The organism is Rhodococcus sp. FH8 (assembly GCF_019266085.1).
Taxonomy (GTDB): Bacteria; Actinomycetota; Actinomycetes; order Mycobacteriales; family Mycobacteriaceae; genus Rhodococcus_F; species Rhodococcus_F qingshengii.
Map to the genome: position 1 here is coordinate 86,691 of NZ_LPNQ01000075.1, position 18,105 is coordinate 104,795.

Sequence of the window (18,105 nt, forward strand, 5' to 3'; positions counted from 1 at the left end):
CCGCAGGTCGCGAGAGCAAAACGGTGACCCCCTGATAACGAGGCATCAGGGGGTCACACTTGCCGACGGTCGTTTCGATCAGCTACGCAAAGGGCGGTTGTACTGATCGCGCACACTGCCGGTCAACATCATGATTCCGTCGATGAGCGGCCAGATGCCACCGATTCCACAGGTCAACCAAGTGACCGCGATCTGTGCGACAGCCATGCCGGGCTGGTTGAGATAAAAACGTCCTGCACCGAATCCGCCGAGCAGAATGCCCAGCAATCCGGCAGTCGTCTTCGACTTGTCCGAGTACGGTTCACCGGTCATCGGGTCACGTCCGTATGGTGCGGACGGGTCGACCAGGCCGTAGCCAGGCTGAGGATAACCCTGAGCTTGTGGATACCCCTGAGGCTGACCGTAACCCGGCTGTGAGTATCCCGGCTGGGGGTAGCCCTGCGGCGGAGCCGCGTAGGGATTCGGAGTCTGATCTGCCGGTGCACCGTAGACGGGACCGTCCGTCGGGGTTTGGGTCGGCCTCGAGTAGTCCGGCGCCGGATAGTCGGTCGCCGGATAGTTCTGAGCGGCGTAGCTTTCCTGCGACGTGTACGGCGCTGTGGGCTGATTCGGGGTGGAATCAGAATCGGCAGCGGGAAACGCTGTGGTCGATTCGGTTCCGGTCGGCGGCGGGTAGATGGGGTGGTTTCCCCATCCCGGACCGTTTCCGACTCCCGAATACGTGTCCCAGCCTGGACCGGTGCCGGTGGTCTCCGTCGACGGCGTCTTTTCGGTGGGTGCCGAGGTTTCCGTCAACGACGCATCCGCCGTCGCGTCGTAGTCGAACGGCGACCCGAACTGCGGTGGAACCGGCGGCTGTGATCCAGACGAGTCCCCCGACTCGGAAGGTTCCGGATTCTTGTTCAAGTTAGGCAACGTACTTTCCTTCGATTCGACGACGGTACGTAATAGCTTTTGTTATCGGACTTCGAGAAGGCTCGACCTTCTCGAGGCCAGTCCCCCACACATGTTTCCTCGGTTCGCGCTCGCGACTCATCCTCGCAATGGCCGGCGAGCACCGTCCCGCGCATTGCCCGAAAGTATCACGATGCCGTCGACGAACGCCCAGATCCAGATTCCGATCGCAAATGGAATTCCGATGAGTAACGCCGACATGAACAGCGCGAAGAACATGCCGAGCAGTTGGCACAATCCGATACCGACACTTCCGATATAGAGGCGCCCGACTCCACAGATTCCGAAGAAGCCCAGCAAGATCTGCAACAGTCCAGCGGTGGCCTTCGACTTGTCGGAATACGGTTCCCCGGTTACCGGGTGCCGACCGTACGGGGCGTAGGGATCTCCGAACCCGTACATCGATGGAGGCGGCAATGGCTGCTGATATCCGTACGGATTGGGCGCGCCGTAGACCGGTCCCTGATCCTCGGGGAATCCCCCCTGCGAATAGGGACCTGTCACGGCTTGTCTTTCTTCGACAGCTTCACCGCGTCCGACGACTCATCCGACGCTGCCGTGGAGTCGCTTGCCTCACTGGAAGCGGATTCAGCAGCATCGGATTCAGAATCTTCAGCGTCGGCGCCTTTCGCGTCGGCCTTCGCCGAATCAGTTTCGGTAACTGGCGCCGCGACTCCTGCTTCGCCGGCAGCTACCGCAGCGACGTAGTCCTTCGACTTCAAATCAGCCGGATCCTCACGCCCCTTCTTCGCCAGGAAGAAGTAGGCCAGTGCGGCGAAGAACACGATCCCCGAAGTGAATGTGTTGACGCGAATGCCGGCGATCTCGTAGGCGAAATCGTCGCGCATCAGTTCGACGACGAACCGGCCCAGGCAATAGCCCGCGACGTACAGAGCAAACAGGCGCCCGTGGCCGATCTTGAATCGGCGGTCGGCGAGGACCAGCAGGATCACGATCAGGACGTTCCACACAGCTTCGTAGAGGAACGTCGGGTGAACGACCCGAATGACTTCTCCGTTGGAGACACCTGCCAGTTGATCGAGCTGGCCGGAAGAGTTCACACGCTCGAAGATCTCGAGGCCCCATGGGACGGTGGTCTCGCGACCGTACAACTCCTGGTTGAAGTAGTTGCCGATACGACCGATGGCCTGCGCGAGCAAGATTCCGGGCGCAATCGCATCACCGAGCGCGGACACCGGAATGCCGCGTCGACGGCAGCCGATCCACGCACCGATGCCGCCGAGGAACACTGCTCCCCAGATTCCGAGGCCTCCCTGCCACACCTTGAGTGCGTCGAGTGGCTGACCGTTCTCGCCGAAATAAGCGGGCCAGTCGGTCAAAACGTGGTAGAGCCTGCCACCGATCAGACCGAAGGGAACGGCCCAGATCGCGATGTCGAGAACGGTCCCCTTCTCGCCGCCGCGGGCGACCCAACGACGATCTCCCCACACGATCGCGACGATGATGCCGAGGATGATGAAGAGCGCGTAGGCGCGAAGCGCCACCGGTCCGACGTACCAGACGCCTTGGGGCGGGCTGGGGATATAGGCCAGCAGGTCCACAGTTGAGGTCACGACGCCACGGTAGCCGAGCGGACGCCCTCGGCGAGTTCTTCGGTGAGCGAGCGAACCGCTCCCAGGCCGTTCTCGACCGCGGAGACCAGAGCCGAGCCGACGATGACGGCATCGGCGTATGCCGCGATTTCGGCAGCCTGTGCGCCGGAGCGAACTCCCAATCCGACGCCGACGGGAATGTCGGAATGCGCGCGGATCCGTGCGGTCAGTTCCGGAGCCATCGAAGACACAGCGTCGCGAGCGCCGGTGACACCCATTGTCGAGGCCGCGTAGATGAATCCACTACTCGCATCGAGTGTCATCGCGAGCCGTTCTTCCGTCGAGGACGGGGCGACAAGGAAGATCCGGTCGAGGTGGTGCTCCTCGGATGCTTCCATCCAGGCGCCGGCTTCTTCCGGAATGAGGTTGGGGGTGATGAGTCCGAGCCCGCCGGCGGAAGCGAGGTCTCGTGCGAACTTGTCGACCCCGTACTGCAGTACCGGGTTCCAGTAGGTCATCACGACGGCCTTGCCGCCGACCGAACTGATCTGCTCGATCACGGTGAAGATGTCGCGAAGGCGAACGCCGTTGGTGAGTGCGGTTTCGGCTGCACGCTGGATGGTCGGACCGTCCATGACCGGATCGGAATACGCGACACCGACTTCGATGATGTCGCAGCCACCGTCGACCATCGCCTTGAACACGTCGATCGATTCGGGAACGGTCGGATAACCGGCAGGCAGGTAACCGACGAGGGCGGCACGTTTGTCAGCCTTGCACGCGGCAAAGGTGGGTGCGAGGCGTGATGGTCGTTCGCTCACTTGTCCGAGCCTTCCGTGTTGTCGTTCTCGTCTGCTGCATCATCCGGAGCGGCTGCCTGACCTGAGGCGCCGTCGAAAAGACCGAACCAGCTTGCGGCGGTGTCCATGTCCTTGTCACCGCGACCGGAGAGATTGACGACGATGATCGCGCCCTCACCGAGTTCTTTGCCAAGTCGGAGTGCGCCGGCGACGGCGTGGGCCGATTCGATGGCCGGGATGATGCCCTCGCGGCGCGAGAGCAGCAGCAGCGCATCCATGGCTTCACTGTCGGTGACGGGTTCGTAGGTCGCACGCCCGATATCGCTCAGGTAAGCGTGCTCGGGTCCGACGCCCGGGTAGTCCAGACCAGCAGAGATCGAGTGCGATTCGATGGTCTGACCGTCTTCGTCCTGGAGCAGGTAGGAGTAGGCACCCTGGAATGCGCCAGGTGTACCGCCGGCGAACGTTGCTGCATGCCTTCCGGTTTCGACACCGTCGCCGGCTGCTTCGTAGCCAACCAGCCGTACCGACAGATCGTCGATGAACGGGTGGAAGATTCCGATTGCGTTGGAGCCGCCTCCGACGCAGGCTGTGACTGCATCGGGCAGGCGGCCGGTCAGTGCCTGAACCTGGACGCGTGTTTCGAGGCCGACCACTCGCTGGAAGTCGCGAACGATGGTGGGGAACGGGTGCGGACCTGCCGCGGTACCGAAGCAGTAATAGGTGTTGTCCGCGTGGGAAACCCAGTCGCGCAAGGCTTCGTTGATCGCGTCCTTGAGCGTGCGCGAACCGGTCTCGACCGAGACGACCTCCGCGCCGAGCAGGCGCATGCGTGCGACGTTCAGTGCTTGCCGTTCGGTGTCGACAGCACCCATGTAGATGACGCACTCGAGACCGAGCAGTGCACAGGCGGTGGCCGATGCCACACCGTGCTGGCCCGCTCCGGTCTCGGCGATGATGCGGGTCTTGCCCATACGCTTTGCCAGCAGAACCTGACCGAGAACGTTGTTGATCTTGTGAGAACCGGTGTGGTTCAGATCTTCACGCTTGAGAAGGATGCGCGCACCGCCGGCGAACTCGCTCATTCGCGTTGCCTCGAAAATCGGCGACGGACGCCCGGTGTAATCGCGCTGCAAGCGATCGAGTTCGTTCAAGAACGTGTCGTCCGCTCGAGCCTTTTCGTACTCCGCAGTGACTTCCTCGATAACCGCCATGAGGGCTTCCGGCACATGCCGTCCGCCGTAGACGCCGAAATGGCCTCCGGCATCGGGATCGTGGGAGCGCTCGGTGAGTCCCGCGCTGGCCGGCGGCAGATTGCCGCCCTTGAATATTGCACCGGAGCCTGGTTCCTGAGTACGTGAAGTCACCCCACCAGTCTGCCCCAACGGTGTCGCTGGTCACCGCCCGGGTGCATCAAAGCACGCCGGGCGGGTGCAGCGATTTATCGAGACGGTTTGGGGCAGGACGGGTGCGCACCTGCATTGACCAGATCTGCGACGGCCTTGCGAGGGTCGCCGCTGGTCACGAGGCCTTCACCGACGAGCACTGCGTCGGCGCCCGCCCCGGCGTACGCCAACAGATCGGCAGTTCCGCGAACACCGGACTCGGCAATCTTGATCGTCTCGGTCGGAAGACCGGGAGCGATGCGACCGAAGGTGTTCTTGTCTACCTCGAGAGTCTTGAGATTGCGGGCGTTCACACCGATCACCTTGGCGCCAGCTTCGAGCGCGCGGTTGGCTTCTTCCTCCGTGTGCACCTCGACGAGGGCAGTCATTCCCAGAGATTCGGTGCGATCGATCAACGAGGCGAGCGCCTGCTGCTCGAGTGCCGCCACGATCAGCAAGATGACGTCGGCGCCGTGAGCGCGAGCCTCGTGAATCTGGTACGGCCCCACGATGAAGTCCTTGCGCAGCACCGGAATGGTGACCGCTTTACGGACTGCGTCGAGGTCGGCCAACGAGCCGTGAAAACGGCGCTCTTCGGTGAGAACACTGATGATGCGTGCGCCACCGGCTTGGTAAGCCGCGGCAAGCTCTGCGGGATCGGCAATGTCGGCCAGCGCACCCTTTGACGGGCTCGCTCGCTTGACCTCGGCGATGACGCCGATGCTCGATTCCAGAAGTGCTGCTGCAGCATCGAGTGCAGGCGGTGCAGCGGCCGCAGCAGCCTTGACTGCAGCGAAGTCGAGTACGGCTTCGCGGGCGGCGACATCAGCGCGCACCCCGTCGAGAATCGAGTCGAGTACGGTCATCGTGGCCCGAATCCTTTCTGGGCAAGAGCCCGATGTGAGATACGTCATCAGGGTGGTCTCAGCCTAGTGGGACGAAATTTTGCTACTCCGTCGGGGTACCCACGCAGGTGAGGGTTCAGTCTTACTCAGTGGGACGACCCCGGTTTCGCGCCGTTGTCTCCCCCAACTCCGTCGTCCCCGTCAGTCGCTGTCGGGTCCTCTCCGGCGTCGAGCGCATCCCACAACATCCGTTGTGTCACAGGCTCGTCCGATGCAGGTTTGTCTCCCTGACCGAGCTTGGCTGCGGCCTCGCGGCGCGCGGCAGGGTTGTCGTATTTCGACGACAACCCGCCTCGCACTGGAGGTTTGCGCATCAGAAGTACTGCCGCGCCGAGCGCCGCCACCGCTCCGACCAACGCAAGCAAGGCAGGCAGTACCGAAACAGTCGTCGAGAGATCTTCCGGGTGACCGGACAACTCGGCCAACTCCACCGCTCGGTCCGCAGAGGCTCCGGACACCAACAACTGCACTGCCGGAACCGCTACCGCGACGGCGACGAGGGCAACCAACAGTCCGACTACCCGAAGTGCCCAACCTCGCACCGCAAACGACGCCGCGATCGCCGCCAGAAGCGCGAGCGCGAGCGGAGTCATCGCCGCCGCCCAGGTGCTGCCGTCGAGATCCGTCGTCCTCTCCAGCGTCTTGCCGTCGCTCGAGGTCAGATGAACCCACGTCATTCGTGAGCTGCCCCACAGAGCTGCTGCCGACAACGCCAGCAGAAGCGTTCTCGGCACGGCGGTGCCACGAGAAACGCTTGTAGGCTCCGCTGCACTCGACTCGTTCTCACTCACTGATCGTCACCTCCGATGGTGCGCAGGGTGTGCGCCGACGCAATCGCGCTCAGCACTGCCATCGCCTTGTTGCGGGCCTCGGTGTCCTCGTAGACCGGATCCGAGTCGGCGACGACACCGGCGCCCGCCTGGACGTATCCGATCCCGTCCTTGATCAATGCCGTTCGGATCGCGATCGCGGTGTCGGCGTCGCCGGCGAAGTCGAGGTAGCCGACGATGCCGCCGTAGATACCGCGCCTGGTCGGTTCCAGTTCTTCGATCAGCTGCATCGCTCGGACCTTGGGTGCCCCCGAGAGGGTTCCAGCGGGGAAGCATGCGGTGACGGCGTCGAGAGCGTGCTTTCCCTCGGCCAGATGACCGGTGACGGTCGATACGAGATGCATCACGTGGCTGTACCGCTCGATGTGCCGGTAGTCGTGCACCTTCACCGTGCCCGGGCGACAGACACGACCCAGATCGTTTCGCCCCAGATCGACGAGCATGAGGTGCTCGGAGTTTTCCTTCTCGTCGGCGAGGAGATCTTTCTCGAGCAGGATGTCGTCCTCCTCTGTGGCACCGCGCCATCTGGTTCCAGCGATCGGGTGTGTTGTCGCGACGCCCTCGGCGACGGTTACCAGTGCCTCAGGGCTCGAACCGACGATCGAAAACGCCGTCTCTCCATCACCGTTCGGCACGTTGAGCAGATACATGTACGGGCTGGGGTTCGACGCTCGCAGCATCCGGTACACGTCGATCGGTGCTGCAGTGCAATCGATCTCGAATCGCTGCGAGAGAACTACCTGGAATGCCTCGCCCGCTTCGATGTCGCCGATCAACTTGTCGACATCGACACCGAAGCTCTCGGTGGTGCGCTGACGACGGTAGTTCGGAGTCGCTTTCGAAAATGTCGACACCGTCGATTTCGCCGGCGCCGCGAGAGCACGAGTCATCGCGTCCAACCTGGCGACTGCGTCGTCGTACGCCGTGTCGACGCGCTCGTCCGTGCCATCCCAGTTGACGGCATTGGCGATGAGGGTGATCGCCCCTTCGTGGTGATCGACTGCGGCGATGTCGGCGGCAAGCAGCATGACCATTTCGGGGATCTGCAGGTCGTCGACCGCGGAGTCACCCAATCTCTCGAGGCGCCGCACCGCGTCGTAGCCGAGGAATCCGACCATTCCGCCGGTCAGCGGGGGCAGGTCGGGCAGCCGCTCCGAACGAAGCAGCTCGAGGGTGGCACCGAGCGCGTCGATCGGGTCGCCGCCGGCCGGAGCGCCGGCCGGAACGTTGCCGTACCAGGCCGCCTCTCCGTCCACGACGGTCAGTGCAGCCGGACTCCCGACGCCGATGAACGACCACCGCGACCACGAACGACCGTTCTCGGCCGACTCGAGCAAGAAGGTGCCGGGACGATTGCCGGCCAACTTCTCGTACGCCGAGAGCGGAGTTTCGGAGTCCGCCAACACTTTCCGAGTGACCGGAACGACCCGGTGCTCAGCTGCGAGAGCTCGGAACTGCTCCCGGGTCGTGGTGGAATCGGACGCGTCACCGACGATCGCGGTGTCGGACGACCGTGCGGACATGGAGGTGGGCTCGCCGTGCATGGCTCCATCATCCCAGGCTCCCCCATGTGGCCGTCGTGCGCGGGTAACCTCGGCCGAATGAAACCAGGCCAACTCGCTCCCGATTTCTCACTGCCCGACCAGGACGGGACTCCGCGCTCGCTGACGAGCCTGCTCGAGAACGGACCCTTGGTCCTCTTCTTCTACCCGGCAGCCTCGACACCGGTGTGCACCGCCGAGGCGTGCCACTTCCGTGACCTCGGCAGCGAATTCGCCGCGGTGGGCGCTTCGCGAGCGGGCATCAGCACCGATACGGTCGAAGCTCAGTCCACCTTTGCCACCGCACAATCCTTCGACTACCCCCTACTCGCCGACACCGACGGCAAGGTAGCCGAACAGTTCGGCGTCAAGCGCGGACTCCTGGGCAAGTTGGCTCCGGTCAAACGCTCGACCTTCGTGATCGACACCGACCGCACCGTCCTCAAAGTCATCTCGAGTGAACTACGCGCCAACACCCACGGCGACCAGGCGCTCGAGTTCCTTCGCAATCGAAGCTGACTCACCTGGGCGACCTGATTCTCTGCGCGATTTGAGATCTCTAGGCGACCTGAATCGAGCGCTTCGCAAGCCCCATCCAGAATCCGTCGATCACCTGGGTGGGCACCTGTTCCGGATCGGATGACGCACCGAGCGTGACGAACAACGGGGCGAAGTGCTCGATGGTCGGATGCGCGTACGGCATCCCGGGAGCTTGAGCGCGGAAGTCGATCAAGGAATCGACGTCACCGGCAGCGAACCTCTCCCCTGCCCACGCGTCGAATTCCGCCGACCATCCCGGGGCCTGCGCCTCCGGTGACGGATCGCGCAGGAACGGTAGCCCGTGCGTGGTGAATCCGGATCCCACGATCAGTACACCTTGCTCACGGAGTGGCCGTAGGCGCTGTCCGAGATGGAGCAAACGCTCGGGATCGAGGGTGGGCAGCGAAATTTGCAGTACCGGGATGTCTGCGTCCGGGTACATCACCGTGAGCGGCACGTAGGCACCGTGATCCAGGCCTCGATTCGGCTGCTGAACCACGCGTTCGTTGTCCGGCATCAACGCGGCAACCTGGGCGGCGAGTTCCGGAGCGCCGGGAGAGTTGTACTTCGCGCGGTAGAACCTCTCGGGAAAACCACCGAAGTCGTAGATGAGCGGGGTGCCCGTGGTCGTCGATCCGATCGTCAGCGGTGCTGATTCCCAGTGCGCCGATACGACGAGGATTGCCGTCGGCCGCGGAAGATCGCCGGCCCACGCCCCCAACTGGTCGACCCACAACGCGCTGTCCACCAGCGGCGGAGCACCGTGGCTGAGATACAGCGCAGGCATGGTTGTGGTGGACATACGGACTCCTCGGGATAGACATTCGTCGTAAGTTGAAGGTTCAACCTAATATAGAACTCAACACTTGCGTCCCGCAACTATTCCCCGCAGGATTCTTCTGGACATGCGCCTGAGACGCTGTACACAAGCACGCTCCGTGCACGAAGAATGCTCGACCCGAAGGAGAAGTCACCGATGAGTGAACCGACCGCGCAGCCCGACGCGCAGTCTCAGACGAAGTGGCTCACAGCCGAGCAGCAAGAAGCATGGCTGACACTGATCGCTCTCGTGACACGGTTGCCTGCCGCACTCGACACTCAACTACAACGCGATTCGGCACTCACACACTTCGAATACTTCGTACTCGCGGCACTCTCGGACGCCCCCGACCACAAGCTCCAGTTGTCGGTACTGGCCCAGCGCGCGAACGCGTCCCTGTCCCGCCTCTCGCACGTGATCACGAAGATGGAGAAGGCCGGCTGGGTGAAACGGGAAGTCATTCGTGGCAGCCGCGGCTCCAACGCAGTGCTCACCGACGAGGGAATGGCAAAGGTGGTCGCGGCCGCACCGCCGCACGTCGCCTCAGTTCAAGGTCTCCTCTTCGAGGGCCTCGACGATCGCCAGGTCGCCCAGCTTTCGTCGTTGGGTACAGCAATGCTCACCCAACTGGACAAGGGAATCGCCGCCGGACTCGGCAAGGCCTGACCACATCCCCGAGACGCGCGACTGATGATCAAGACGGCAGCTTCGCGAGGTCGAGAGCAGCCAAGTGACTGAACAGCATGCTCGCTCCGATCGGGTTTCCACCGCCGGGGTACGTAGTCCCGCTGGCCGCTGCCATCGTGTTCCCCGCCGCGTACAACCCGGCAATCGCCGTACCGTCGGCTTTGAGCACCCTCCCGGTCGCGTCGGTCCGTAGACCACCTTTGGTCCCGAGGTCGGAGATGCTGAAAGCGGCAGCGTGAAACGGCCCTTGATCGATCGGTACGAGCGGCGAAGCCCCCTCAGAGAAGGCGCGGTCGTACGCAGTGTCTCCTCGACCGAAGTCCGTGTCGACGCCAGTCGCCGCAAACGCGTTGAATCGCTTCACGGTCTCCACCAGTTCCGCTGCGGGAACATCGATCTGGGCAGCGAGGTCTTCGAGTGTCTGTGCACTCTTCCACAACCCCGCATCCACATACTGCTCCGTCTGTGCCATGGGTACGTTGGGCGCCTTCACCGGCGGCACTGCGCCTTCGCTGTTGTCGTAGATCATCCAGTACGGCGTGGTTACTTTCCCTGCCCGCATGTGTTCGATGACGGCGCGACCCAAGCGGTCGTACGGCGCTGATTCGTTGACGAATCGGCGACCGTCGTCGTCCACGAAGATTCCGCCGGTGAACCACAGCGCAAACGCGGAGCGGCCATCCGGATGGGTCAGTCCCGGCGACCACCAGGCCTCTCCCATGAGGTCGGTGTCGGCGCCCGCGGCGATGGCCGCCTGGTGTGCCTTCCCGAGGTTGCCGGGGCAGCCCATCGTGTCGAGAGCGGATCCGGGGACACCGAATTCGGCCCGCAAGGTCTCGTTCTGCTCGAATCCACCGGCGGCGAGGATCACTCCTCTGCGTGCCTGAATGGTTCGACGCCGACCATCTCGGTCGACGACCGCGCCGACGACCGATCCGTCCTCGACAACCAGTTCCTCGAGAGTGGTCTTCAGGTGCATGGTGGCGTTCGGGAGTTCCGCAAGAGCCAACAGGAATCGACCGATCAACGACTGGCCGCCGACGAGGTACTTCGGCAACTCCTCCCCCAGACGTTCCGTCGCCAGCGGCGGACGAAGCGAATCACGAAGCGCACCCAGCTTGTTCGCGTTCATCGGCTTGGGAACAATGTGCCGTCCGCTCGCTCGAGCCTTGGGCTCCTCACCGAAGTAGTCGGGCCACGGCAGTATCTGGAACTCGAAGTTCGAGTCCTCTTCGAGGTAGTCGATCAACCCGGCGCCACCTCGAACGTAGGCTTCCTGAACGTCGGCGGGCGTACGATCACCCACCACTGATCGGTAGTACTCCAGCGCATCCTCGATGGTGTCGACGTCCCCGCCCCGACGAAGAACGGCGTTGCACGGGAACCACATTCCGCCGCCGCCCGAGTACGCCGTTGTTCCGCCGTACTTGTCGGTTGCTTCGATCGCAATGACGTCGAGGCCTTCGCGGGCTGCCGTGTACGCGCCGGTGAGTCCACCACCTGATCCCACAGCGAGTACGTCGCACGTCTCGTCCCACTTCGTCATCGTCAGCCTCTCTGATTCTGGGCACAGTTTCCGAACATGTTCTAGAAATCGTTCTAACACATGGACTTAGCGATCGCGGGGGTTCGAAATTCTGTCCCACCGAGCGGGAGCGAGACATGACGCCGAGCGGGAGCGAGACATGACGCCGAGCGGGAGCGAGACATGACGCCGAGCGGGAGCGAGACATGACGCCGAGCGGGAGCGAGAACGAGCAGCGATAGCGCACACTTTGCTCGCACGGGTCTGATCCCGTAGTGTCTGGACACATGTCTGGTAAGACCAAGTTCGAGTCCACTCGCCGCAGACTGACCCAGCAGCAAGCCGAAACCGTCGATCGATTGACCGCGGCAGCGATCACGGTCCTGCGCGACAAAGGGTTTGCCGATCTGACCGTGCGGATGGTGGCAGCAGAAGCCGGTGTCGCCGCGGCTACGGCATACACCTATTTCTCGTCCAAGAGTCACCTTGTGGCAGAACTGTTCTGGCGTCGCCTCGACGCGGTACCCCACGAGCCTTCCCCGGAGGCGGAACGGGAAGCGCAGGTCTGTTCGGTCCTGCGCAGCGTCGCACTGCTCGTCTCCGACGAACCGGAGCTGGCGGCGGCAGTGACCACGGCGATGATGGGCAACGATCCCGACGTCGAACACCTCCGCGGACGTATCGGCAAGAACATCCGCGAGCGGCTCATCGAGGCGCTGGGGCCGTCATACGATCCCGACGTACTCGAAGCACTCGAAATCTCCTGGTCCGGAGCGCTTGTCCGAGCCGGCATGGGTTACGAGTCCTATTCGCAGATCGCAGACCGGCTCGAAGTCACTGCCAGGCTGATCATGGCGGGCCGCGACAACCTTCACTAGACGGGGGTCATGGCACTCACCAGCCATGTGCCGTCGACTCGATCGAGTGTCACCTCGACTCGGCTCGACGTCGACGCTGGTGCCGGCCGCGCGATACTCGTCGTGATCTGATCGACGAACAGGAGCAATTCCGCTCGGTCTGCAGCAGCGGAGAGCACTCCCGCGTCGACTACTCGCGCCTTCGTGCTGATTCCTTGCTCCTTCGACTGGGGTGCAACGGTTTTCGATCCGAATTCAGCGAAGCGGTCCTGAAATGTTCCACTTGCGCCCTCGGCAGCATGTGCAAGATCCTCGTCCACCGTGTCGCTGTTGTAGCTCAAGAGATTCTCGACGAGCATCGGCGCCACACCGATCACCTCGACACGTGCGGTTTCAGCGGCTGCCGAACGGTGGTGACTCCAGAGCAGAGTCCCGCCGACTCCCACCAAGATCAGCGCTGCAAACGCCAAGACCGCGCGCTTCACGGGACGAACTCCACACTCGACATCAGTACCCGACCGTCGACCTCTTCGACACCGACGCGCAGACGGTAGGTTCGCGCCGAAGACTCTCCCGCTGAATTGGCGACCTGAGCCGATGCCGCGATCAGTACCACCCCCGAGGTTCCGGATTCCGATGCCAGGGCTGCGGTGTCGACACGCCCGTCGGAATCGACGGCAAAATCACGGATGGACGCGACGAACGCCGATTCGCCGGACTTCAGTTCGTCGGCAAAGGCTCCCGTACTCAGGGCCTGTAGCGTCGCGAGATTCTCGTCGACTGTGGCAGAGTGAACGTCGATCAGAGCGAGGGCTCCTGCGACCGCACCGTCGACGTACTCTTGACGCTGGGTCTCGCGCGCCCGGTCGGATTGAACTGCCAGAGCACCGAAGACCACAACGACGCTCAGAGCCGCGAGTGCGATCCATGCCAAGGCAGTGAGAACACCGCGTTTCCCTAGGACCGGCTCGAGCACCTCGCCTCTCAACGATTCGTCGGCGTCAGCAACTGTTGCCACGGCTCACCCTCCCCCGAATCGGAAGCAGCAGGAGCTAATTCCGTGTGTTGATAGTCGACTCCGTCAGGCCCGGTGTACAACTCGCCGGGCGCATTGGTCCCCGACGGCACGTACGCTTCGGGGCTCCGGCAGATCTCCGGGCTCGGTGCTCGTTTGCCCGGTACCTCCATACAGGGAATGTTCCGAGATCCACGAACGGCGAAGACCGAGTTCTGTGGCACTTTGCAGTACAGATCAGCCGGGGTGTCCGGCACACTCGTCTGGGTCGGGTCCCGTCGCTGATCGGCCGGAAGGTAGCCGGTCGAGCACGCCGCAGGGTCCTGCGCTTGGAGATGGAAGTTGACGTTCGCGGCGCCGTCCACCTGCCCGCGTTGGACAACGGTTTCCTGTGCCGCGACCAGTGGCGGCAAGATGACGAGCACCTGCTCCAACCCGGCGTTGTACGTCAAAGCCACCTGAGCGGTGCTGGTGAAATTGGCAAGCAGCACAGGCAAAGTGGGTTTGAGGCCTTGAAACAGCAGGTCGGCTTCAGTCGCGAAGCCCGGTCCGGTCTCGAGGATATTGCGCACGGACCCGTCGGCGATCTCCAACTGTCCACTGAGTTGAGCGACGCTGGACGCCCACTGGCGAATCTGATCGCCCGTCACCACCTGGGTCTGCAGGAGCGGATCCAACTGCTGTACGAGCGTCGTGGCCGGGGTTGTGGCAGCAGACATCTGATCGACGAACGAGGTGGTCGAATCCAGCAGACGAGCCAGGTCCTCTCCCCTGCCACCGAATGCTGCCGCGGACTCGTCGATCACCGACCGCAACTTGTCCTGCGGTACCGATGCGAGCATCGCCTGCGCCTGATCGAGGACCGGTCCGATCTCGGTCGGGATCGTGACAGCGTCGGGGCCGATCACGTCTCCGTCGGCCAGAAACGGTCCGTCCGCGGTTCTCGGTTGCATGTCGACGTATTGCTCGCCGATGGCCGACACACTTCGCACCGCTACTGCGAGCCCGCTGGAGGGAACGGGAACCGCACTCTCCAAAGATAATTCGGCGCGTACCACTCCCGGAGACAGACGCACCGATCTGACCTGACCGATGGTGTCGCCGCGATAGGTCACGTTCGCGTTCCGATACAGGCCACCGGCGTCGGGCAGTTCGACTGTCACCGAATAGCGCCCGATTCCGAGCATGGTCGGAACTCTCAGGTACGAGATAGCCGCTGCGCTCATGCCTATCACCGCCAGGATCGCGAAGATCGTCAATTGCCTTCGCACCAACTTCGTGAGAATCATCGTCCACCTCCCTGGGCGGGCTGCGCTGTGCCAAGTGGGCCGGGCTGCCCTGTGCCGAGTGGGGCGGTCAAGGGATCGACCAGTATTCCGTTCTCCACGGGGGTTTGCGGCGCCCCGAACGGCGTACCGAAGCCGAGACCTGACTGGAGGCGATTACTCGTGAGGTCGATCAGCGCCCACAGATTGGTGTAATCGCCGCGCATTCCGTCGTCGATGGTCGTCTGGGGGAAGGGGAAGGTACTCAGGTTGCCCAAATTGTTGATCAGGTCCGGTCCTGTTTCGACCACCTTCTGCAGCGTCGATTCCAAGGCGCTCAAATTGGCTTTCAAATCGTCGCGGGTCCGGTCGACCAGATCGGTCCCGACGTCCCCGAACCTGCCGACCGCATCGAGGGCGGTGGTCAGGTCGACGCGTTGGGCGCTGAGTTCCGCCAAGGCCGGATCAAGGGTCTCCAACGCCTCACCGAGAACGTCTCGCTGAGCCGTGATCTCGCCGGCGAAGACGTCGAGATTCTCCATGGTCGTGACCATCGCATCACGTTGGCGGTCGAGTGTTTCGGTCACGGTATCCATCTGACTCAGCAGGTCGCGCGCCGCGTCGGTCCGTCCGCCGAGCGCCGTGTTCAGCTCCGTGGTGATGCTGTGAATCTGAGCGAGCCCGCCGCCGTTGAGGACCAATGACAGTGCCGTCAACGCTTCCTCGGTGGTGGGATAGACACTGGCCGATGCAAGGGGAATCACGGATCCTTCCGACAACCGCCCTTCCGGCGCCACCTCGGTGGGCGGCGCGAGCGCGACGTGTTTGGATCCGAGCAGACTGGTTTGGCCGATCTTGGCAGTCGCGTTGGCGGGCAGCGACACCGAGCCGTCGAGCGCAACCGTCACCCGTGCGTGCCAGTTGTCGGTCTCGATCGCACTGATACTTCCGACTGTCACGTCGTTGACCATGACCGGAGAGTTGGGACTGATCGACGTGACGTCCGGCATCTCGATCACGACCGAGAAACTTCCCTCACCGCGGCCGGCCGCGCCCGGCAGCGACACCGAATTCAGCCCGCTCCATTGACAACCCGTCAGAACGAGCACGGCGCTCGCCGCCACACACACTGTTCCCCACCGGCGGCCAGTCATCGTGATCCTGTCGACGGCATGAGCAAGCCGGTCAGATCAGACGCCACCGGTACCGTCGGAAAGCCCAAGGCGCCAGTCGGTTCCAGATCAGGCTCGCTGTACACCAGTTGGTCCGGAAGAGCGCCGAGCGCCCGGGTCGGATTGATGCTCAGGTCCGGGTAGTTGGCCTTGATCGTGTTGAGCAACGGGCCGAGGTATTCGATGCACAAATCCGCGCCCTTCTTCGAGGTGTCGTTGGCCAGGCCGGCGATTCCGCCGCAGATCAAGTCGATCGGGTTGCCGACGTTCTGGAATGCGGGCACACCCACCATCGCTCCTTGGGCCGGCCGGTAGACGTTGTAGTAGTTCGACAACGCTGTCGGAGCCAGATGCAGTACCTTCTCGAGGCCTGCGCGCTTGTCGACCAGTACCTGGGACACGTCGGCCAACTTCGCGATCTGCTCCGTCAAGCCGGTTCGGTTCTGTTCGACGAACCGCTGTACGTCGACGACGGCGGCGTCCAGATCGGCGAGAGCCGGAGCCAATTGCGTCCGGCTCTCGGCGAGCACACTCGAGACATTTGCCAGTCGTCCTTGGAACTGAACGATCTGTTCGTCGCTTGCGGCGAGTGCGGTCGTGAAGGTCTGCAGGCCGCGGATGGTGCCGAACAGATCGGCTCCGCCTTCGTCGAGTGTGCTCATAGCCTCCGAGAGTTCGGTCACCGAGCGCCCCAGCGATTCTCCGTTGCCGGCCAGTGCGGATCCGGCACCGTCGAGGAAGTTGGCGGCGGGACCGCGATCGTCCCCGACGGGACCCAAAGCATCGGCAGCCCGGCCCAGCTGTTCCTTGATCTGGTCCCACTCGACCGGGACGGCCGTTCTGTCGAGTGGGATCTCCGCACCGTCATTCAGTGCGTCGGCGCCGTCCGTCACCGCCGGCGTCAACTGCACGAAGCGGGCCGAGACCAGCGACTGGGCAACGATCACCGCTTTCGCGTCCTCGGCGACGGGAACCTCGCGCGCCAATTTCAGTTCGACGCGCATTCGATCTCCCTGTGGGGCGATCGCGGTGACGCGGCCGACGTCGACTCCCACGACACGAACGTCGTCACCGACATACAGACCGGTCGTCGAGGTGAAGTAGGCCGTCACGTTGTAGTAGCGCAGATGTTGCACCGCAAGGTATCCCGACACGACGACGATCGCCGCACCGATGACGCTTCCACCAACGACGGCGATTCGACGCCAGTTCACCGGTTTGCGAACTCGTAAGGCACCCATCATCGAACCTCCGGAATCGGTAGCGGCGCAGGTGGTAGCCCGAACATCGCGTTGATCAACGGTTGGGTGTATTGCGCCGGCACCAGGTTCTGGACGTAGGCGTAGTAGAAGGGGCCGCTGGCCACGGTGTCACCGAGCGTGCCCACGTACGTACCGAGACCGTCGATTCCCTGAGAAAGGTTGTCCTTGTTGTTCTGCAGAATGCCGACAACCGTGTCGAGTTTGCCGAGGACCGGCTGCAATTGCGCCTCGTTGTCGTGGACGAGTCCGCTCAGCTGGGTCGACAACGCCGAGATGTTCGTGATCACTTCCCCCAGCGCCGCCTGTCGCCGATCCAGTTCTCCCAACAAGGCGTTGCCGTCGACGAGTAGCGCGTTGACCTGTGGTCCACGCTCGGCCAGCGTCCCGGCGACGTCGTTTGCATCGGACAGCAAGGTGCGCAACATGTCGTCGCGTCTATTGACGCTGTCGGAGATCCGTGCGACACCGTCCAGTGCCGGCCTCAGGTTCGGCGCACTGTCGGACATCACCTGTCCCACTGCGTCGAGCGATTCGGAGAGTTGGTCGAGATCGATGTCCTCGACCGTCGTGGTGAGGTCACCGAGTACGTCGGGCAGCGAGTACGCCGATCTTGTTCGCTCGACCGGGATCTCGCCGCCGACCGCGATCCTTCCCGGACCGTCCAGATCGAGTGATACCGCTCGCTTGCCGAGCAACGACATCGTGGTGACGGCCGCCGATGTGCTTTCTCCCAAACCGATCGAGCCGTCGAGTGTGAAGTCCACGCGGGCGAGTCCGTGCTCGACCTCGATCCGGTTCACCGTTCCGATCTTCACTCCGGCGGCGTTGACTTCGTCTCCCGGCGCGAGACCGCTGGCGTCGGCGAACACCGCGCTGTACCCGACACCCGATTTCAGGAACTGCAGATTCTGATACTGGAGCGATGCCAATACGACGGCGGCCGTGACGACCAATCCCACGACCCCCACGCGTACGGCCTGGCTCTGTGCCATCT

Annotated in this window: 19 protein-coding genes; 3 read left to right on the forward strand and 16 right to left on the reverse strand. The window is 63.2% G+C overall.

The window, feature by feature from the left end; genetic code table 11:
- Positions 1-78 precede the first annotated feature (78 nt).
- The 8 genes from ATN38_RS20780 to ATN38_RS20815 form a co-directional block, all read right to left on the reverse strand.
- The gene (locus tag ATN38_RS20780) at positions 79-906 is read right to left on the reverse strand and encodes a TM2 domain-containing protein (RefSeq protein ID WP_007728705.1); all 828 of its coding nucleotides are present in this window, start codon (positions 904-906) and stop codon (positions 79-81) included.
- Positions 907-1,032: 126 nt separating this feature from the next.
- On the reverse strand, positions 1,033-1,458 hold the full coding sequence (locus ATN38_RS20785; protein WP_218748574.1) for a TM2 domain-containing protein: 426 nt from the start codon (positions 1,456-1,458) through the stop codon (positions 1,033-1,035).
- Positions 1,455-2,528: a prolipoprotein diacylglyceryl transferase gene (lgt, locus tag ATN38_RS20790; RefSeq protein WP_218748575.1), complete on the reverse strand. Its 1,074-nt coding sequence runs from the start codon at positions 2,526-2,528 to the stop codon at positions 1,455-1,457. Before lgt ends, ATN38_RS20785 begins: the two co-directional genes overlap by 4 nt.
- Positions 2,525-3,328 carry a tryptophan synthase subunit alpha gene (trpA, locus tag ATN38_RS20795; protein WP_003944010.1) on the reverse strand — a complete coding sequence of 268 codons (804 nt, stop codon included), beginning with the start codon at positions 3,326-3,328 and terminating at the stop codon, positions 2,525-2,527. Before trpA ends, lgt begins: the two co-directional genes overlap by 4 nt.
- Complete coding sequence (gene trpB / locus ATN38_RS20800; RefSeq protein WP_070161397.1) at positions 3,325-4,674, reverse strand: tryptophan synthase subunit beta; 1,350 nt, start codon at positions 4,672-4,674, stop codon at positions 3,325-3,327. Before trpB ends, trpA begins: the two co-directional genes overlap by 4 nt.
- 74 nt (positions 4,675-4,748) lie before the next feature.
- Entirely contained in the window at positions 4,749-5,558 is an 810-nt protein-coding gene (gene trpC / locus ATN38_RS20805; RefSeq protein ID WP_003944016.1) for an indole-3-glycerol phosphate synthase TrpC, read from the reverse strand.
- A gap of 125 nt (positions 5,559-5,683) precedes the next feature.
- Entirely contained in the window at positions 5,684-6,388 is a 705-nt protein-coding gene (locus ATN38_RS20810; protein ID WP_030536757.1) for a TIGR02234 family membrane protein, read from the reverse strand.
- Positions 6,385-7,971 carry an anthranilate synthase component I gene (locus ATN38_RS20815; protein ID WP_058227001.1) on the reverse strand — a complete coding sequence of 529 codons (1,587 nt, stop codon included), beginning with the start codon at positions 7,969-7,971 and terminating at the stop codon, positions 6,385-6,387. The genes ATN38_RS20810 and ATN38_RS20815 overlap by 4 nt, the downstream gene beginning before the upstream one ends.
- A 57-nt stretch (positions 7,972-8,028) precedes the next feature.
- On the opposite strand from ATN38_RS20815, the gene ATN38_RS20820 reads away from it, so the two are divergent.
- Positions 8,029-8,487: a peroxiredoxin gene (locus ATN38_RS20820; protein WP_007728696.1), complete on the forward strand. Its 459-nt coding sequence runs from the start codon at positions 8,029-8,031 to the stop codon at positions 8,485-8,487.
- A 40-nt stretch (positions 8,488-8,527) separates the two neighbouring features.
- Here ATN38_RS20820 and ATN38_RS20825 read toward each other — a convergent pair whose 3' ends face one another.
- On the reverse strand, positions 8,528-9,310 hold the full coding sequence (locus ATN38_RS20825; RefSeq protein ID WP_003944012.1) for a dioxygenase: 783 nt from the start codon (positions 9,308-9,310) through the stop codon (positions 8,528-8,530).
- A gap of 174 nt (positions 9,311-9,484) precedes the next feature.
- Between ATN38_RS20825 and ATN38_RS20830 the strand changes: the two genes are divergently transcribed.
- Positions 9,485-9,994 carry a MarR family winged helix-turn-helix transcriptional regulator gene (locus ATN38_RS20830; RefSeq protein ID WP_030536759.1) on the forward strand — a complete coding sequence of 170 codons (510 nt, stop codon included), beginning with the start codon at positions 9,485-9,487 and terminating at the stop codon, positions 9,992-9,994.
- Positions 9,995-10,022: 28 nt separating this feature from the next.
- Here ATN38_RS20830 and ATN38_RS20835 read toward each other — a convergent pair whose 3' ends face one another.
- Positions 10,023-11,561, reverse strand: a complete 1,539-nt coding sequence (locus tag ATN38_RS20835) for an FAD-binding protein (protein WP_218748576.1) — start codon at positions 11,559-11,561, stop codon at positions 10,023-10,025.
- A 266-nt stretch (positions 11,562-11,827) separates the two neighbouring features.
- Here ATN38_RS20835 and ATN38_RS20840 point away from each other — a divergent pair, with 266 nt between their 5' ends.
- Positions 11,828-12,418 carry a TetR/AcrR family transcriptional regulator gene (locus tag ATN38_RS20840; RefSeq protein ID WP_003943994.1) on the forward strand — a complete coding sequence of 197 codons (591 nt, stop codon included), beginning with the start codon at positions 11,828-11,830 and terminating at the stop codon, positions 12,416-12,418.
- On the opposite strand, the gene ATN38_RS20845 is transcribed toward ATN38_RS20840, so the two are convergent.
- From ATN38_RS20845 to ATN38_RS20870, 6 genes are read right to left on the reverse strand one after another with little or no spacing between them, the layout of a single operon-like run.
- Positions 12,415-12,882, reverse strand: coding sequence for a hypothetical protein (locus ATN38_RS20845; protein ID WP_218748577.1), 468 nt, complete (start codon positions 12,880-12,882; stop codon positions 12,415-12,417). The genes ATN38_RS20840 and ATN38_RS20845 overlap by 4 nt on opposite strands.
- Positions 12,879-13,415 (reverse strand): hypothetical protein, encoded by a 537-nt coding sequence (locus tag ATN38_RS20850; protein ID WP_231783418.1) that lies wholly within the window; start codon positions 13,413-13,415, stop codon positions 12,879-12,881. The genes ATN38_RS20845 and ATN38_RS20850 overlap by 4 nt, the downstream gene beginning before the upstream one ends.
- The gene (locus tag ATN38_RS20855) at positions 13,382-14,701 is read right to left on the reverse strand and encodes an MCE family protein (protein WP_218748578.1); all 1,320 of its coding nucleotides are present in this window, start codon (positions 14,699-14,701) and stop codon (positions 13,382-13,384) included. Before ATN38_RS20855 ends, ATN38_RS20850 begins: the two co-directional genes overlap by 34 nt.
- Positions 14,698-15,831, reverse strand: a complete 1,134-nt coding sequence (locus ATN38_RS20860) for an MCE family protein (RefSeq protein WP_185744460.1) — start codon at positions 15,829-15,831, stop codon at positions 14,698-14,700. The genes ATN38_RS20855 and ATN38_RS20860 overlap by 4 nt, the downstream gene beginning before the upstream one ends.
- Positions 15,828-17,090: an MCE family protein gene (locus ATN38_RS20865; protein WP_218748583.1), complete on the reverse strand. Its 1,263-nt coding sequence runs from the start codon at positions 17,088-17,090 to the stop codon at positions 15,828-15,830. Before ATN38_RS20865 ends, ATN38_RS20860 begins: the two co-directional genes overlap by 4 nt.
- Complete coding sequence (locus ATN38_RS20870) at positions 17,090-18,103, reverse strand: MCE family protein (protein ID WP_063316273.1); 1,014 nt, start codon at positions 18,101-18,103, stop codon at positions 17,090-17,092. Before ATN38_RS20870 ends, ATN38_RS20865 begins: the two co-directional genes overlap by 1 nt.
- Positions 18,104-18,105 lie beyond the last annotated feature (2 nt).

Coding starts and splice junctions, on each gene's coding strand:
- trpC (WP_003944016.1), bottom strand. CDS start 5,558: ATGACCGTACTCGACTCGATTCTCGACGGGGTGCGCGCTGATGTCGCC.
- ATN38_RS20815 (WP_058227001.1), bottom strand. CDS start 7,971: ATGCACGGCGAGCCCACCTCCATGTCCGCACGGTCGTCCGACACCGCG.
- ATN38_RS20820 (WP_007728696.1), top strand. CDS start 8,029: ATGAAACCAGGCCAACTCGCTCCCGATTTCTCACTGCCCGACCAGGAC.
- ATN38_RS20825 (WP_003944012.1), bottom strand. CDS start 9,310: ATGTCCACCACAACCATGCCTGCGCTGTATCTCAGCCACGGTGCTCCG.
- ATN38_RS20830 (WP_030536759.1), top strand. CDS start 9,485: ATGAGTGAACCGACCGCGCAGCCCGACGCGCAGTCTCAGACGAAGTGG.
- ATN38_RS20835 (WP_218748576.1), bottom strand. CDS start 11,561: ATGACGAAGTGGGACGAGACGTGCGACGTACTCGCTGTGGGATCAGGT.
- ATN38_RS20840 (WP_003943994.1), top strand. CDS start 11,828: ATGTCTGGTAAGACCAAGTTCGAGTCCACTCGCCGCAGACTGACCCAG.
- ATN38_RS20855 (WP_218748578.1), bottom strand. CDS start 14,701: ATGATTCTCACGAAGTTGGTGCGAAGGCAATTGACGATCTTCGCGATC.
- ATN38_RS20860 (WP_185744460.1), bottom strand. CDS start 15,831: ATGACTGGCCGCCGGTGGGGAACAGTGTGTGTGGCGGCGAGCGCCGTG.
- ATN38_RS20865 (WP_218748583.1), bottom strand. CDS start 17,090: ATGGGTGCCTTACGAGTTCGCAAACCGGTGAACTGGCGTCGAATCGCC.
- ATN38_RS20870 (WP_063316273.1), bottom strand. CDS start 18,103: ATGGCACAGAGCCAGGCCGTACGCGTGGGGGTCGTGGGATTGGTCGTC.